Raw genomic sequence first — 14,411 nt, 5'->3', positions numbered from 1 at the left:
CCGGTGGCCCGCCGTATGGAGATCCGACGCCTGCCGGCCACCGAGGCCGCCGCGGAGCGCTACGCGGCGGCCCTGTGGCTGCCGTATCACCGCGACCTCGAAGCGAGCGTGGACGCACACGCGCTGGCAGATCGGCCCGACGAGGAGCTGATCGCCGCCGAGACGGAGTTCCGGCTCGATCTGCTCCGGGAGAACGACGACTATCGGACGTGGGTCGTCGCGGTCGGTCCGGACGCCGACCCGAGCGAAGCCGCCGTCGACGACCTCGACCCCGAGGACCCCGCGCCGGTCGGCGTTCCCGGCCCGGACAGGGATCTCGTCGCGTTCGTCTCGACGAGCGTCGACGAGTGCCCCGCGGTGTTCGACCGCCCCGACCGGCTCGTGGTCGGCGACATCTACGTCGCCGAGTCGTATCGGGGAACCGGGATCGCGCGCCGACTGATGGGGCGGGCCGCGGCGGACGCTCGGGAGCAGGAGTGCGGCCAGCTCCGGCTCGACGTCGACGTCGACAACGAGCGGGCGATCGCGTTCTACGAGAACGCGGGGTTCGAGTCGTACCGCAAGCAGCTGACGCGGGAGGTGGTGTAAGTGGGTTTATAAACATCTAACGGCGGTTTGGGAGAAAGCACCTCCAAATCCGCAGCCGTTAACTTATAAGTCACTACTGTCGAATCGACGGTGAACACTTCCGAAGCCCCAGCCGTGAGGCGGGCGCACGCTCGCTGCGCTCCTCAGTCGCTCGCAGTGCTCGCTCCTTGCGGTGCTTACGTCACCTGCGCCCGCCTCACGGCTGCCCTTTTGAATCCCACCCGTCCCGCACAGCACCGCAGCCTCACGCCTCCCCAGCCTCGCGGTTCGCGCTCTTCGAGCGCTCACCGCGTCCCTCGCGCGTGCTGGCTCGCGGCGCTTCCGCGCCGCTCGCAGGCACGCGCCACCGCATCCGACCCCATTACAACCATCCTCAGTCAGCGCCGCCGCTATGCGGTTTATAAACGGGAAAACTGCGGGTTCGCTCGGAGCGGCGTTACTCGTCGGCGTCGACGGCCACTTCGTCGGCGTCGACGTCGACGGCGGTCTCCTCCTCGGCGGCGACCTCGGACGGGCGCGCCTCGAGCGTCAGCTTCTGGACCTCGACGCGGCGGAGCGGGTAGATGAGCTTCGCGTCGCCGTAGATCGCCGACGAGAGGTTCCCCTCGACGATGGCGTCGACGAACGACTCGAAGGTGCGGTCCTCGGCGGCCGCGTGGACCTTGTCGATCATGACGCGGCGGATGGCCTTCTCCTGCGAGCGGTCGGCCTTCTTCGTCGTCAGCGCGACGGGCTGGACGCGGATGCGGTAGTCGTCCGTCGTCAGCACCGTGATCGACGCCTCGACCTTCGAGGCGCCGCGGCGGACGAGCGAGCGCAGGTAGTCCCGCGTGAGCTCGTACTTGATGAACTCGGTGTAGGCCGTGTCGCTGCCCACGTCGGTGATCTTGAACGTGAGCTTCGTGTTGTTCGCGCCGGAGTCGCCGGTCAACTCGCCCAGCGTCGTCGTGATCGTACGGCCGACGACCTGGTCGGGCTCCTCGGCGAGGGTCTCGCCGAGCTCCTGCCGGTCGAACTGTTCGGGCGCCAGCACGGAGTACCAGCGCTTCTGTTCTCTGCTCTTGGATACGGATCGTTCGCTCATGTGTTGGTGTCTGTGTCGCCGTTGGTGTCGGAGTGGCGCGCTCCGTCGTCGGCCGCGAGGTGAGCCCTCGCGCGCTCGACGAGTCGGTCCGCGACGCGCAGGTTTACGACGTGGTCATCCACGGTCGACCGCAGTCCGCCGGTGGCGGGCCGCTCGACGACGCACTCGATCGCGTCGCCGTCGACGCGAGTCGCCATCGAGTCGGTCTCGTCCGGGGCGAGCGCAGCGGCGACGAGGGCGGCGTCGGCGTGGGTCGTCCGGACGGTGGCCGTCCGGGTCGCCCCGTCGCCGCGGGCGGACTCTCCGCCTCGAGCGGGTTCCCCGCTCATAGCGCCTCCCTGAGCGCGGCGAGCGCGCCCGTGATGTCGCCGTCGGTTGCCTCGGGGCCGTTCCGGTTCGCTTCGTCCGCCTCGTCGGCGGCCTCGACCCCCGGCCCGACCGCGATCCCGCCGCGGTCGGCGGTCCCCCAGCCGTCGCCGCCGACCTCGCCCGCCGCCGAGCGGCAGGCGTCGCCGAGCCCGATCGACTCGGTGGCGGACGCGGCCAGCAGCCCCGCGGCCTCGTCGACCGCGACCGCGACCGGCTCCGGCGACCGGAAGTCCCGGGCGATCCGGGCGATCGTCGGGAGGACTGCGGCCGCGTCGGGCGCGGCGTCGGCGTCCGCCGCGGCGTCGCCCTCCCCCGGGTGGTCGCTCCCCGCGAGGTCGACGCGCGCGACGAAGCAGCCGTCGTACCGGCCGGTCGTCGCGGCGTCGAGCGCGCGGTGCGCGGCGAGGCCGTGAGTCCGCCACGCGTCGAGCGCGGCGGTCCGGAGCCCGTCGCTCGGGTCGGCGTCGAGCGCCAGCGCGATCCCCGTTCCGGGGGCCGCGCGGGAGAGCGCGTCGAGGGCGTCGGCGTAGCCGCCGACCGTCTCGAACGGCGCCGCGTCCCCGACCGTCGCGTACGGGCGGAGCGCGCGCTCGACCGCCGAGGCCGCCCGCTCGCTCGCGCCGTCCGCGTCCGCGACGTCGACGGCGACCAGCGACGCGAGTCGCCGGTGCGCGTCGTCGTCGAGGTCGGCCGGAAGTCCGAGCTCGGCGAGCGCGGCCCGCGCGGCCTCGGTGTCGCCGGAGTACGGCGTCCGGACGAGCGTCGAGGACGCGAGCCCGTCCGCCAGGTCGGCGGTCGGGAGCGCGACGCCGGGGCGTCGCCGGACGAGCTCCGCGCGCTCGGCCGCCTCCAGCGCGTCGCCGGAGCCGTCCGTGCCGGGCACGGAGCCGGCTGCGACGACGCCCGCGAGGGCGACGACCGGGTCGGGATCGTCGCCGAGCGCACGCGCGATCTCGAACGCGGTCGTGCTCGCCGGGCGTCCCGAACCGGGGATCGCGTGCGGACCGCGATTCGCCCCGACGGTCACGGCGACGGCGTCGTCGCCGGCGTCGGGGACGGGATCGCGAGACACGCGGGCCTGGAACGGCGTGCCGACCGTCCGCAGCGCTCGCGCGAGCAGCCCGGTGGCCGCGACCGCGTCGCCGTCGTCGGTCGCGACGAGCCGGACGAACGGCGCGTCCGCGAGGACGTCGGCGAGGGCGTCGGGGGCGGGCGTGGCGGCTGTGGCCTCGGTCATTGGGTGGGTGTGGTGTGGGTGCGGTCGTGTGTCGGTGCGTCCGTGGTGTCGCGATCAGTGCGTCGGTCGCGTCGTGATCGCCACGTCGTGCGTCGTTGCGTCGCGTCGCTCACTCCTCGGAGCCGGTCTCCGTCGGAGCCGCGTTCGTTCGTGTCGCGTTCGTTTGCGTCGTTACTCGTCGCCGAGGAGCTCGGCGGCGTACTCGTAGGTGTACGTGAACTCCTCGTCGATCTCGTCGCCGCGGTAGTAGTCCGCGAGGCGGCGGATCTTCGACTCCGTGTTCTGGAGCGCGCGCTTGTTCTGGTGGTCCTGTCCGTTCTCCGCCATGTGCTCGCGCAGGCGGACGGCCTGAGACATCAGGTTGCGGAGGTCCTCGGGGAACTCGGAATCCGCGTCGTGCTCCTCGAGAATCTCGGTGACCTTCTTGCCGGTGGCCAGCTTCACGTCGGGCACCGGAACGCCCTTGACGCCCTCGTCACGGAGCTTGAGTCCGATGACGCTGGGGTCGTGGCCCTGCTCTGCCAGTTCGACGACGCGGGACTCGATGTCCTCGGCGTCGACGTCGCTCCACTCCGGGTTCTCGTCCGTCGCCGGCTTGTCCGAACCGGACGAACCGCGACGGCGCGTGTGCATTCGTGCCATTGTGTATCTGGTTGGAACGGCACAACCGCAACGTGACCGCGGCTCCGCGCGACGCGGCTGACGGACGGCTCGCGGACCGAGCGGTCCGACCGGACGGCCCGCAAACGCGGGCGTCCGACCGCGACGCCGGAGGCGTCGGCGCACTGCTACATTCCCAAGCCGTGGGCGAAAAGACCCCGGCGCGTCGGATCTGCAGCTGTGCTGTTCCCGTGTGAGGCCTCGTCGGCGCCCCTCTTAAGGGTGTTCTTGTGGGCCCGCGTCGGCCGTCGCGCCACGGGTTCGTGGAGAACGGCGGACGATCGCGGTCGCCGGCGGACGAACGCGGACCGCGAGCCCCGCGAGCCGATCAGTCGGACGGATCTTTTCGATCGAGGGGGAGACACGAGGATTTACGTGGGTGGTTGGCGACCGAGGGCGTGTGAGAGACTGATGACCGAAACAGTAGACGGCGACCTGTCGGCGACTGACGGCGGGGAGCCACCGGACGGCAGCGAGTTCGGCGTTGGTGACGGCACGGACGACGGGGACGACTCCCCGCGAATCGACTTCTACGGGGGGAAGTGGGCGAGCACGATCCCGCTCGCCTTCTTCATCCTCTGGGCCATCTTCCAGAGCGGCGTCCTCGGCATCGGCGACACGAACGGGCTGGTGATCGGGGCGTTGATCGGGACAATCTTGGGGATGTTCTTCGTACGCGGGGACTGGAAGGCGTACGCCGACACCATCTTCGAGGGGATGACCCAGCGCGTCGCCGCGACCGCGATCGTCGCGTGGCTGTGGGCGGGCATGTTCGCCGACACGCTGCAGGTCGGCGGGTTCGTCGAGGGGCTCATCTTCGCCGCCGACGCGCTGAACGTCGGCGCGGCGACGTTCCCGGCCGCCGCGTTCGTCCTTTGCGGCCTGCTCGCGACCGGGATCGGGACGGGCTACGGCGCCACCGTCGCGTTCGTGACGCTCTTCTTCCCGGCCGGCGTGCTCATCGGCGCGAACCCCGTGCTGCTGTTCGCGGCGATCCTCTCGGGCGCCGTCTTCGGCGACAACCTCGCGCCCGTGAGCGACACGACGATCGTGAGCGCGGTGACGCAGGACGCCGACATCGGCGGCGTCGTCGCCTCGCGGTTCAAGTACGCGATCGCGGCGGCGATCCCGGCGTTCGTCGCGTACCTGATCGCGGGCTCCGCCATGGCCGGCGTGAGCTTAGAGGGGTCCGCCGCCCTCCGCGACACGGCGACCGCGGCCGGACTCGTCCACCTGATCTCGATGGGCGTCGTCATCGTGACGGCGGTCGCGGGACGCCACATCGTTGAGGCGATCTCGTGGGGGATCGTCGTCGCCGTCGCGTTCAACCTCGCGTTCGGGCTCTCGTCGGTGAGCGACATCCTCGCCTTTACCGTGACCGAGTCCGGGACCTTCACCGCGCTGCCGTTCGTCGTGGTCGGTGAGAGCGCTGGCGTCGGCGGGAGCCTCTACTCCGGCGCGATCGGCTTCTTCCCGCTCATCGTCCTCACCCTGCTTATCGTCTCGATGGCGCAGATCATGATCCGCGGCGGCGGGTTCGCGGCCATCCAGGAGTTCCTCCTCAACACCGTCGCGACCAACGTCCGCCGGGCCGAGCTGACGATGGTCATGGGCACGGCGACGATCAACGGGATGATCACGATCAACACCGCGGCGGAGATCGCGATCGCGCCGTACATCGCCCGGATCGGCGAGAAGTTCAACATCAACGGCTACCGTCGGGCGAACATCCTCGACGCCAACACGTCGGCGCTCGGGTACATCTTCCCGTGGGCCGGCGGGGTCCTCGTCGGCTACCAGGTGATGGTCGGGCCCGGCGGGCTCGGCGCGGAGTACGGCCCCGAGATGGTGGTCAACCCCATCGACGTGGTGCCGTACGTGTTCCACGGCTGGTTCCTGGTGATCGTCTTCCTGCTGGCCGCGATCACCGGCTTCGGGCGGGAGTACATTCCCGACCGCACCTCCGAGGAGGTGTCGCGCGCATGAGCCGCTTCGACAAGTTCTTCGCCGGGTTCTCGTTCCGGGGGTCGACCCCCGACTACGAGCCCGGGGACACGCTCGAAGTGATGGTGACCGGGGCAGAGGACGGCGGAACCGCAGTCGCCCGCATCGGCGACTCGACGCTCCGGATCGAGGGCGCGCCGGCCGACGCCGTGAACACCCGCGTGCTCGTCGACGTCGACTCCTGGGACGAGAGCGCCCACCGCGGAGTCGGAACGTACCGGAAGACGGTCGGCGAGAGCGCGTTCTAGATCGACTCTCGCGGAGTCGTTTTTATACCGATAAGTCGAGTGGTGGCGTTGCCGTCTGCTGTTTATAGGTGATCGACGATACTGCGGTGAAGGCCTGCAAAGTCCCAGCCGGCGGCTTGCCGCCGGCGACTGATCCTTCGGTCCCGCTCCGCACCGCTCCGCACCTCACACCTCCCCAACCTCGGCCGGCGGCGGCCGCGGAACCGCACCGCAGCGCGGCCGCCGCCGACCTCCCTCGCGGGCACCTCGCGGCCGCCGGGGGCGGCCGCTCGGCGGCGCGCCACCGCTCGTGTTCTCTTAAATATCTCGTCGCTGGTGACAGCGTGGCAGGCGCCTGCGCAGATGGTGGAGCCGCCACAGACCGGGGCGCTTTTTATTCCGACCGCCGAACGTAGAGGCGTGTTATCGGTCGAGCTGCACGCGCACTCCGCGCTGTCCTACGACGGGCGCGATCCGGTCGACCTCCTCTTGGAGCAGGCGGCGGGGGTCGGGCTGGACGCGCTCGCCGTCACGGACCACGACGAGATCGACGCCAGCATCGAGGCGGCCGAGAAGGCCCCCGACTACGGGCTCGTCGGCATCGTCGGCATGGAGGTGACGAGCGCGGTCGGCCACGTCCTCGCGTTCGGCATCGAGGAGCGCGTCGAGAGCGGGCTCCCCTTCGACGAGACCCTCGACCGGATCCGCGATCAGGGCGGGATCGCGGTCGTTCCCCACCCCTTCCAGAAGTCCCGCCACGGCGTCGCCGCGCACATCAGCGACGAGCAGCTGGCGAGCGCGGACGCCCTCGAAGTGTACAACTCCCGGCTGTTCACCGGGCGCTCGAACCGGCAGGCCGAGAAGTTCGCGATCCGGAACCGGATGCCGATGACCGCCGGCAGCGACGCTCACATCTCGGAGATGGTCGGACAGGCCGTGACCGAGGTCGGCGCCGACGAGCGCTCGGCCGAGGCGATCCTCGACGGGATCGCCGAGGGCCGGACCAGCGTCGTCGGGAAGCGGACCCCGTGGCGCGTCTCGCTCCGCCAGTTCGGCGGCGGCGCCAAGCGCCGCGCGCTCCGGGCGCTGGACGCGCTCCGCTGACCGCGATGGCGGACGCTTTCCCCTCCGATCCCGATCCCGATCTGCGCGGCGCGTCGCCCGACCGCGTCCGCGACGCCCTCCGCGACGGCGACCCCCTTCCCGGCGGACGCGGCTTCGCCGGACTCCTGCGCGACCCGCCGGACCGCGAGGGACCGGTGCTCGTCAGGGACGTGCTCGGTCGCCAGCCGCTGTTCGTCGAGCGGGAGGCCGGGGATCCCGCGACCGGACTCGATCCAACCGACCCCGGCGCGTGGAGCTTCGACCGGACCGACCTCGACGATCCGGAATCCGTTCCGGCCGGCTCCCTCACGTCGAGCACGGGGACCGAGCGCGCCTGGTCGCTTCCGGACGACGGGCCAGTCGATCCGGGTCCGGGGCAGGCCGCGGTCGACGAGGCGCTCGACGCCGCGCTCGGGGACCTCGACGCGGAAGGCGGTGAAAACGCCCTCGCAGTCGCCTTCTCCGGCGGCGTCGACTCCGGCGTCGTCGCCGCCGCGGTCCCGGACGCGCCGTGTTACGTCGCCGGCTTCGATGGGTGTCACGACGTCGCGGCCGCCCGCGAGGCCGCCGCGGCGATGGAGCTGGACCTCCGCGTCGTCGAGATCACCCACGACGACCTCGTGCGCGCGGTCCGCGAGGTCGCCGCGGCGACCGGGCGGCGGAACCCGATGGACGTCGCGATCGCGGTCCCGCTGTACCTCGCGGCGGAGGCGGCCGCGGCCGACGGGATCGACCGCCTCGCGGTGGGGCAGGGGGCCGACGAGCTGTTCGGCGGCTACAGCAAGGTCGCCGACCCGGTCGGCGACGACCGCGTCGCGGCGGAGACGGTTCGCGGCGCGCGGACCGAGACGGTCCGATCCCTCCCGGACCAGCTCGAACGCGACGTGCTTGCGCTCCGGGCCGCCGGGGTCGAGCCGGTCGCGCCCCTGCTCGACGACCGGATCGTCGCCGCCGCGCTCGCGCTGCCGGGCGAACTGCTCGCGAGCGACGGGGACCGCAAGATCGCGCTGCGGCGGGCGGCGGCCGAGCGCGTCCCCGAGTCGGTCCGGACGGCCGACAAGAAGGCGGTCCAGTACGGGACGTACGTCTCTCGGGAGCTCGACCGGCTCGCGCGGCGGGCGGGGTTCAAGCGGCGCATGGACGACCACGTCGGGCAGTACCTCGACGCGCTGCTGTCCGAGTGAGAGGCGGGGACCGAGCCGCACGAAAAACGGCCCGTGAGGGCCGATGCTGACCAAGCCGCCGTATGGAGTACCAGTCCTACGGCCGACGCCCGATCGGTCGGGCGCCTACTGACGGATAACGGGGAGCGATATAAAATTCAGGTAGTAGTGACAAATATGACATCGTCATCCCGCGAATGAATGACGATCGAACAGTAATTTCACGGATTCGACCCGAACGATCCGATCGGGGCCGCCAAGAGTCGCCGGAACCGCACATCCATCCGACGGGGGAATCGAGACGGGAGGGCGGGCGTCGCGTCACCTGACGAAGTACGGATCGCTGCCGGCGATGAAGCGCCCGAGGTCGCTCTCGCGGCGGAAGTCCGTCGATCGGAGCTCGCGGAGCGCGTCGGCGAGCCGGTCGCCGTCGCCCGCGACCCACTCGGCGGGGTCCTTGATCGGGAGGACGAGCCACCCGGACCCGAGCAGCTCCTCGGCGTGGAGCGCGTCCATGTCGAGCTCCGTCTTGTGCGCCCGCGAGGTGTACTCCCGGAGGACGTGGTCGGTGGCGCGGGCGCCGACGGGGAGGAGGACGTGAGCGGCGATCGCCCGGAGCTCCGCGTCGAAGAACCGCTCCATGTCGTCGTACGCCGCCTCGTCCGGGACGCCGTCGGCGACGCACATGTGGAGGTACGAGAAGAACGTCCGGTCGGCGGCGATCGGGTCCGCCGCCCGGGCGTCGTCTATCAGGTCGTCGTCGGCCGCCGGCCCCTCGTCGAACCCGGCGATCAGCCCGCCATCGACCAGCGCCGAGAGGAACGCGTCCGACCACGGCTCGCCGGTGAACGGGACGCCGGCGTCGGCGCCGCCGTGGGCCCCGGGGTGATCGCCGATCACGTGGAAGTCGGCGTTGGCGTCGCCGTAGCCGGGGACGAACGACTCGCAGTCCGGGCGCATCCCGAACGGGTTCCGCGTCCTGTCCGTGACGTTCTGCACGCCGCGAGGTAGGCGACGGACCGGTTAAATCCCGTTCGGTCCGCGGCGGGACCCGGTCGGGTTTCACCCCGAACTCCGGACGCGGTTCCGGGGAACCCCGAGATACCGATCGGAACGCCGCCGAGGCCCGCGGGGACCGCACGGATGCGAGGCGCACGAGGCGCGATGGATACGCATAACTTATGGAAAAGAGTCGGATTCGCACCGCCGTGGATATCCCGAACGCGACGGCCGCTCGGTTATATTTCATAATCGTTAATCTACGACCCGAAACCGCATTACTGCGTCGGGGTCGGCGAGCCGGTAGCCCCGGAAAGTATTTATACACACCTCCGCTCGGGTCGTTCGAAGACCCATGTTCGACCGCATCCGTACGGCGGCCCTCTTCGGGCTGCACCAGGCGACCGTCGCCGTCGGGATCTCGCTGTTCCCGGTGGCCGTCTTCGCCCGCCAGCGACTCGGTATCAACGTCCCCATCGGCCGGCTCGTCGAGACCACCGGCGAGGCGTACGAGGCCACCGAGGAGTGAGCGCGCCGGCACCGTCGTGACGGTCTCGTTTTCGACCGCGTCCCTTTTCGAGAGCGCCCGCTTCGAGCGCGTCGACGCCGAGGGCGATCGGCGGCGGCAGCCGAGCTCCCGACAGAGCGAGGGCTTCCAACGGCCCGACTGCGATGGCTTTCAGCGGCCCGACCGCGACGACGAATAGACCCGTCGGAACCGGCGGTCGGTCCCCGAAGGGTTGCCTTTATCAGCGCGCCGAGCCAACGGAGGCGTAATGCGAACACCGACTGGCGACCTCTCCGACGGACCGGCCCAGGAGCTCGGCCGCGACCAGCCCGTCTTCGGACCCGAGATCGGCGAGTTCGAACACAGCGAACGCCGCGCGGCGCAGGCCGACGGCGAGGGCGAGATGAAGACCGGCACCACGACCGTCGGCATCAAGACCGCCGACGGCGTCGTGATGGCGACCGACATGCGCGCCTCTCTCGGCGGCATGGTCTCCTCGAAGGACGTCCAGAAGGTCGAGGAAGTCCACCCGCGCGGCGCCCTGACCATCGCCGGCTCCGTCTCCGCCGCTCAGAACCTCATCTCGACGCTGAAAGCCGAGACGAGCCTCTATGAGACCCGCCGCGGCAAGGACATGTCCATGGAGGCGCTGTCGACGCTCACCGGGAACCTCCTCCGTTCCGGCGCGTTCTACATCGTCCAGCCGATCCTCGGCGGCGTCGACGACGAGGGCGCCCACATCTACTCCATCGACGCTCTCGGCGGCACCACCGAGGAGGAGTACACCGTCACCGGCTCCGGCTCGCAGTACGCACTCGGTGTCTTAGAGCAGGAGTACCACGACGACGTGACCGTCGACGAGGCGACCGAGATCGCCGCGAAGGCGATCCAGTCCGCGGTCGAGCGCGACCTCGCGTCCGGCAACGGGATCAACGTCGCCGTCGTCACTGACGAGGGCGTCGACATCACCCGATACAAGGACTTCGACGACCTGCTGTAGAGGCGGCCGCTCCGGCCGAGACGACGATTCTGCTTCTGTCGGCCTTTTCCCGTTTCGTTCGTCCTCGTTAGAACCGACCACGCCGATCGAACCGACCGAAGAGTAAGCCGAACCCGACGACTCAGGCGCCGCGGTCCTCGGCGGTATCGGCGTCTTTCGCGTCGGTCCCCTCCTTCGCGTCCCTCACGTCCGTCGGCGACCGGATCCCGTCGCCCCAGTAGAACCGCGGGCCGAGGACGAGGTAGCCGACGGAGAGGAACAGCAGCGCGAACGCGAACCCCTCGCCGATCCACGCCGGGAGGATCGAGGTGGCCATGTGGCCGACCGGCGTCAGGATGACGGCGGCCTGGACGACGCCCATCACGAGCGCGTCCTGCGCGTGGAGGTCGGGGTACGTGACCGTCGATCCCATCAGCAGGGCGAACGCGGCGGTCCCCGCGACGAGCAGCGCGGGAGCGGTGTAGCCGGCGATGACCGCTGCCGCGAGCACCGTGGCCGCCAGCGTCGTCGGCACGCCCACCGTCACCCGCTCGTCGGTGTCGTAGGCTGTGTACATCCCGAGCCGGGCGACCGCCATGGAGACGAACAGGGCCGCGACGCCGACGGCCGCCGCGACGAAGACCGGATCGGCCGCGAACGACCGCGCGTCGAGGACGACGAACGCCACGAGCGCGGCGGGCGCGACGCCGAACGACGCCACGTCGGCCAGCGAGTCGAGGTACGGCCCGGCGTCGGTGGAGCCGCGGTGGCGCGCCACGACGCCGTCGAGCCCGTCCGCGACCGCGGCGAGCAGGATGAGGCGAGCCGCAAGCCGGACGTCGACGGCGGCGGCGACGACCGCGAGGAAGCCGACCGCGGCGTTCGCCACGGTCACCGCGTCGGCGAGCCCGAGCCGACCGACGAACCGCAAATGCATACGGGATCGGTCGCCGAGCCGGGTTTTAGGGTTTGTTATCTGGGGAGCGTCGCGGAGCGTCCCGGACCGACGGCGGACGGCCGAGGACGTGCGGTCCGCGAGGGACCTGCCCCACGTCGGGCGAAGTATTAACAACCGGATGGCCTAAGGGTGGGACATGGATCCGATTACCCTCCAACTCGGTTTCGGCCTGGTGAGCGTCGGGCTGCTCTTCCTGCTGCTCGTGGTCGTCACGCTCTGGCAGTCGTTCGAGATCGTCGACGCCTACGAGAAGAAGACGCTCACGGTGTTCGGCGAGTACCGGAAGCTGCTCGAACCCGGGATCAACCTCATCCCGCCGTTCGTCTCCCGCACCTACCCGTTCGACATGCGGACCCAGACGCTGGACGTTCCCCGCCAGGAGGCGATCACGCGGGACAACTCGCCGGTGACGGCGGACGCGGTCGTCTACATCAAGGTGATGGACGCCAAGAAGGCCTTCCTCGAAGTGGACGACTACAAGAAGGCCGTCTCGAACCTCGCGCAGACGACCCTCCGCGCCGTCCTCGGCGACATGGAGCTCGACGACACGCTGAACAAGCGACAGGAGATCAACGCGAAGATCCGCAAAGAGCTCGACGAGCCGACCGACGAGTGGGGGATCCGCGTCGAGAGCGTCGAGGTCCGCGAGGTCAACCCCTCGAAGGACGTCCAGCAGGCGATGGAACAGCAGACCTCCGCCGAGCGCCGGCGCCGCGCGATGATCCTCGAAGCGCAGGGGGAACGCCGCTCCGCGGTCGAGCAGGCGGAGGGTGACAAGCAGTCGAACATCATCCGCGCGCAGGGGGAAAAGCAGTCGCAGATCCTCGAAGCGCAGGGGGACGCCATCTCGACCGTCCTCCGCGCCCGCTCGGCCGAGTCGATGGGCGAACGCGCCATCATCGAGCGCGGCATGGAGACCTTAGAAGAGATCGGCAAGGGCGAATCGACCACGTTCGTCCTCCCGCAGGAACTGACGAGTCTGGTCGGCCGCTACGGCAAGGCGCTGTCCGGCTCCGACGTGCAACAGATGGAGGGGCTCGACGGCAAAGAGTTCGACGACGACACTCGGAAGATGCTCGGACTCGACGACATCGACGAGATCCTCGGCCAGATCGAGGAGTCGGCGGAGATGGACGTCGAGGAGTTAGAGAAGGAGGCCGAAGCAGTCAAGGCCGGCGGCGCCGGCGCCGACATCAAGTCGGCCGACGAAGTCATCCAGGAGATGGACGAGGAAGCGGTCGACGGCGACGTGGAGACCGAGCGCGAGGGGTGATCGGCGGACCGGGACGGCAGGGTTCCATACCCCGGCGCGGCGCCGGCGGCCGCTCCGGTCCCGCGCGAGTGCCCGAGTAGTCGCTGTCCGCGGCCTCGCGGTCGGTACGCGTCCCCGAAACGGTCCGATACCGCCCCGAACGAAGTGCTTTTGTCGGGGCGACAACTACTTCGGTTCGTGACCGACGAGATCGACGGACGGAAACGCGAGACGCTCCGACGGTTCGCCGCCATCGGGGCCGCCGCGCCGTTCGTCGGGACCGCGAGCGCCGACTCCGGGGACGCCGGGGGCGACGCGAACGAGACCCGCGAGGCGATCCGCGGGTACGTGCCGACGACGCCCGGCGCCCACTTCTCCAAGCTCCGCGACGACCTCCGGCTCGGAACCGGCGAGGCGCAGCACCACCTCCGGAAGCTGGAGGAGGCCGGCGAGATCGAGTCGGCGAAGGACGCCGACTACCGGCGGTACTTCCCGGCCGGCCGGTTCGACGATCTCGACAAGCGCGCGCTCGGGTACCTCCGGCGCGACACGCCCCGGGGGATGATCCTCGCGCTGTTGCGCGACCCGACGGCGACGGGCGCGGAGCTGGCCGCCGAGCTCGACGTCTCTCGGCCGACCGTGAGCACCGCCGCCGCCGACCTCGAAGCGGCCGGACTCCTCGACCGGTCCGACGGGTACGCGCTGACCGAGCCGGAGCGCCTGCTCACGCTCGCGATCCGGTACGCCGACTCCTTCGACGCCGACGCCGTGGCCCTCGCCGACGACGCGGCGTCGCTGGTGGCGTACGACCCGTAACCGCTCGCCTATTGTGGGGTAAGAGAGTCAGTACGCTCCGGTCAGGCCGTGACCATCCACGTCGTCCCCGACGAGTACCCCCACTTCTCGACGTCGATGTCGGCCGCCGCGTCGGCGACCGCGCTCATGTTCGCGCCGACCTCCTTCGCCGAGAGGTCGAGCTCGTCGGCGATCAGTCGCGACTTGAAGTAGGTCTGATCGGCGGCGTTCTCGCGGAGGTACCGCAGGATACGCGCCTGTTTCGCGGAGAGGCCGGCTGACTCGACGGCGACCGCGTCGGGTTGGACCGTGCTCATACGGGACACAAGTCGTATCACCACATAAGGCGGTTGGTAGGTCGGGTTAACACGCCGCAGTCGTGCGGTTTTCTCGGTGAGAGGGAGCGTGGAGACGGAGCGATCCCCGCGTTTCGGTACGATCCTCGAACGCCCCAGTCGGGACCGGACGGATCCGTTCCCCGAAC

At 70.3% G+C, this 14,411-nt stretch carries 16 protein-coding genes; 9 read left to right on the top strand and 7 right to left on the bottom strand.

The features are described from left to right. The first annotated feature begins 15 nt into the window (after positions 1 to 15). Entirely contained in the window at positions 16 to 588 is a 573-nt protein-coding gene (locus tag JIN95_RS02490; RefSeq protein WP_200530419.1) for a GNAT family N-acetyltransferase, read from the top strand. Positions 589 to 1,024: 436 nt separating this feature from the next. Here the strand turns inward: JIN95_RS02490 and JIN95_RS02485 are convergent, their stop codons facing one another. The 4 genes from JIN95_RS02485 to JIN95_RS02470 form a co-directional block, all read right to left on the bottom strand. After that, entirely contained in the window at positions 1,025 to 1,672 is a 648-nt protein-coding gene (locus tag JIN95_RS02485) for a 30S ribosomal protein S3ae (protein ID WP_095636365.1), read from the bottom strand. After that, on the bottom strand, positions 1,669 to 2,001 hold the full coding sequence (locus JIN95_RS02480) for a KEOPS complex subunit Pcc1 (protein WP_200530418.1): 333 nt from the start codon (positions 1,999 to 2,001) through the stop codon (positions 1,669 to 1,671). Before JIN95_RS02480 ends, JIN95_RS02485 begins: the two co-directional genes overlap by 4 nt. Next, positions 1,998 to 3,278: an exonuclease RecJ gene (locus JIN95_RS02475; RefSeq protein WP_200530417.1), complete on the bottom strand. Its 1,281-nt coding sequence runs from the start codon at positions 3,276 to 3,278 to the stop codon at positions 1,998 to 2,000. The genes JIN95_RS02480 and JIN95_RS02475 overlap by 4 nt, the downstream gene beginning before the upstream one ends. A 171-nt stretch (positions 3,279 to 3,449) precedes the next feature. After that, positions 3,450 to 3,920: a 30S ribosomal protein S15 gene (locus JIN95_RS02470; RefSeq protein WP_095636362.1), complete on the bottom strand. Its 471-nt coding sequence runs from the start codon at positions 3,918 to 3,920 to the stop codon at positions 3,450 to 3,452. A 429-nt stretch (positions 3,921 to 4,349) separates the two neighbouring features. Between JIN95_RS02470 and JIN95_RS02465 the strand changes: the two genes are divergently transcribed. From JIN95_RS02465 to JIN95_RS02450, 4 genes are all read left to right on the top strand, one after another. Further along, the gene (locus tag JIN95_RS02465; protein ID WP_095636361.1) at positions 4,350 to 5,924 is read left to right on the top strand and encodes a Na+/H+ antiporter NhaC family protein; all 1,575 of its coding nucleotides are present in this window, start codon (positions 4,350 to 4,352) and stop codon (positions 5,922 to 5,924) included. Next, entirely contained in the window at positions 5,921 to 6,190 is a 270-nt protein-coding gene (locus JIN95_RS02460) for a hypothetical protein (protein WP_095636360.1), read from the top strand. The genes JIN95_RS02465 and JIN95_RS02460 overlap by 4 nt, the downstream gene beginning before the upstream one ends. A 399-nt stretch (positions 6,191 to 6,589) precedes the next feature. Beyond that, positions 6,590 to 7,273 carry a PHP domain-containing protein gene (locus tag JIN95_RS02455; protein WP_095636359.1) on the top strand — a complete coding sequence of 228 codons (684 nt, stop codon included), beginning with the start codon at positions 6,590 to 6,592 and terminating at the stop codon, positions 7,271 to 7,273. A 5-nt stretch (positions 7,274 to 7,278) separates the two neighbouring features. Next, positions 7,279 to 8,457 carry an asparagine synthase-related protein gene (locus tag JIN95_RS02450; protein WP_200530416.1) on the top strand — a complete coding sequence of 393 codons (1,179 nt, stop codon included), beginning with the start codon at positions 7,279 to 7,281 and terminating at the stop codon, positions 8,455 to 8,457. 300 nt (positions 8,458 to 8,757) lie between these two features. Here the strand turns inward: JIN95_RS02450 and JIN95_RS02445 are convergent, their stop codons facing one another. Beyond that, on the bottom strand, positions 8,758 to 9,435 hold the full coding sequence (locus tag JIN95_RS02445; protein WP_200530415.1) for a uracil-DNA glycosylase family protein: 678 nt from the start codon (positions 9,433 to 9,435) through the stop codon (positions 8,758 to 8,760). Positions 9,436 to 9,790: 355 nt separating this feature from the next. On the opposite strand from JIN95_RS02445, the gene JIN95_RS02440 reads away from it, so the two are divergent. Continuing rightward, positions 9,791 to 9,964 carry a hypothetical protein gene (locus JIN95_RS02440; protein ID WP_198951513.1) on the top strand — a complete coding sequence of 58 codons (174 nt, stop codon included), beginning with the start codon at positions 9,791 to 9,793 and terminating at the stop codon, positions 9,962 to 9,964. A 247-nt stretch (positions 9,965 to 10,211) separates the two neighbouring features. Then, complete coding sequence (gene psmB, locus JIN95_RS02435; RefSeq protein WP_095636356.1) at positions 10,212 to 10,943, top strand: archaeal proteasome endopeptidase complex subunit beta; 732 nt, start codon at positions 10,212 to 10,214, stop codon at positions 10,941 to 10,943. A 121-nt stretch (positions 10,944 to 11,064) separates the two neighbouring features. Here psmB and JIN95_RS02430 read toward each other — a convergent pair whose 3' ends face one another. After that, positions 11,065 to 11,859: a protein sorting system archaetidylserine synthase gene (locus JIN95_RS02430; protein ID WP_200530414.1), complete on the bottom strand. Its 795-nt coding sequence runs from the start codon at positions 11,857 to 11,859 to the stop codon at positions 11,065 to 11,067. Between the two features lie 157 nt (positions 11,860 to 12,016). Here JIN95_RS02430 and JIN95_RS02425 point away from each other — a divergent pair, with 157 nt between their 5' ends. Both JIN95_RS02425 and JIN95_RS02420 read left to right on the top strand, forming a co-directional pair. Further along, a complete protein-coding gene (locus JIN95_RS02425) occupies positions 12,017 to 13,153 on the top strand; it encodes an SPFH domain-containing protein (RefSeq protein ID WP_095636354.1) in 1,137 nt (378 codons plus the stop codon). A 177-nt stretch (positions 13,154 to 13,330) separates the two neighbouring features. Next, entirely contained in the window at positions 13,331 to 13,948 is a 618-nt protein-coding gene (locus JIN95_RS02420) for a MarR family transcriptional regulator (protein WP_095636353.1), read from the top strand. A gap of 41 nt (positions 13,949 to 13,989) precedes the next feature. Here the strand turns inward: JIN95_RS02420 and JIN95_RS02415 are convergent, their stop codons facing one another. Continuing rightward, the gene (locus tag JIN95_RS02415) at positions 13,990 to 14,244 is read right to left on the bottom strand and encodes a hypothetical protein (protein WP_095636352.1); all 255 of its coding nucleotides are present in this window, start codon (positions 14,242 to 14,244) and stop codon (positions 13,990 to 13,992) included. Positions 14,245 to 14,411: the final 167 nt, after the last annotated feature.

Origin of the sequence: Halorubrum sp. LN27 (assembly GCF_016635065.1) — an archaeon.
Classification (GTDB): domain Archaea; phylum Halobacteriota; class Halobacteria; order Halobacteriales; family Haloferacaceae; genus Halorubrum; species Halorubrum salipaludis.
The sequence above is the reverse complement of the archived record's forward strand: the minus strand, read 5'-3'. Positions and strand labels throughout refer to the sequence as shown.

Bases quoted from the DNA above. Each gene is read 5' to 3' on its own strand.
- JIN95_RS02490 (WP_200530419.1), top strand. From the start codon at position 16: ATGGAGATCCGACGCCTGCCGGCCACCGAGGCCGCCGCGGAGCGCTAC.
- JIN95_RS02485 (WP_095636365.1), bottom strand. From the start codon at position 1,672: ATGAGCGAACGATCCGTATCCAAGAGCAGAGAACAGAAGCGCTGGTAC.
- JIN95_RS02480 (WP_200530418.1), bottom strand. From the start codon at position 2,001: ATGAGCGGGGAACCCGCTCGAGGCGGAGAGTCCGCCCGCGGCGACGGG.
- JIN95_RS02475 (WP_200530417.1), bottom strand. From the start codon at position 3,278: ATGACCGAGGCCACAGCCGCCACGCCCGCCCCCGACGCCCTCGCCGAC.
- JIN95_RS02470 (WP_095636362.1), bottom strand. From the start codon at position 3,920: ATGGCACGAATGCACACGCGCCGTCGCGGTTCGTCCGGTTCGGACAAG.
- JIN95_RS02465 (WP_095636361.1), top strand. From the start codon at position 4,350: ATGACCGAAACAGTAGACGGCGACCTGTCGGCGACTGACGGCGGGGAG.
- JIN95_RS02460 (WP_095636360.1), top strand. From the start codon at position 5,921: ATGAGCCGCTTCGACAAGTTCTTCGCCGGGTTCTCGTTCCGGGGGTCG.
- JIN95_RS02450 (WP_200530416.1), top strand. From the start codon at position 7,279: ATGGCGGACGCTTTCCCCTCCGATCCCGATCCCGATCTGCGCGGCGCG.
- JIN95_RS02440 (WP_198951513.1), top strand. From the start codon at position 9,791: ATGTTCGACCGCATCCGTACGGCGGCCCTCTTCGGGCTGCACCAGGCG.
- psmB (WP_095636356.1), top strand. From the start codon at position 10,212: ATGCGAACACCGACTGGCGACCTCTCCGACGGACCGGCCCAGGAGCTC.
- JIN95_RS02430 (WP_200530414.1), bottom strand. From the start codon at position 11,859: ATGCATTTGCGGTTCGTCGGTCGGCTCGGGCTCGCCGACGCGGTGACC.
- JIN95_RS02425 (WP_095636354.1), top strand. From the start codon at position 12,017: ATGGATCCGATTACCCTCCAACTCGGTTTCGGCCTGGTGAGCGTCGGG.
- JIN95_RS02415 (WP_095636352.1), bottom strand. From the start codon at position 14,244: ATGAGCACGGTCCAACCCGACGCGGTCGCCGTCGAGTCAGCCGGCCTC.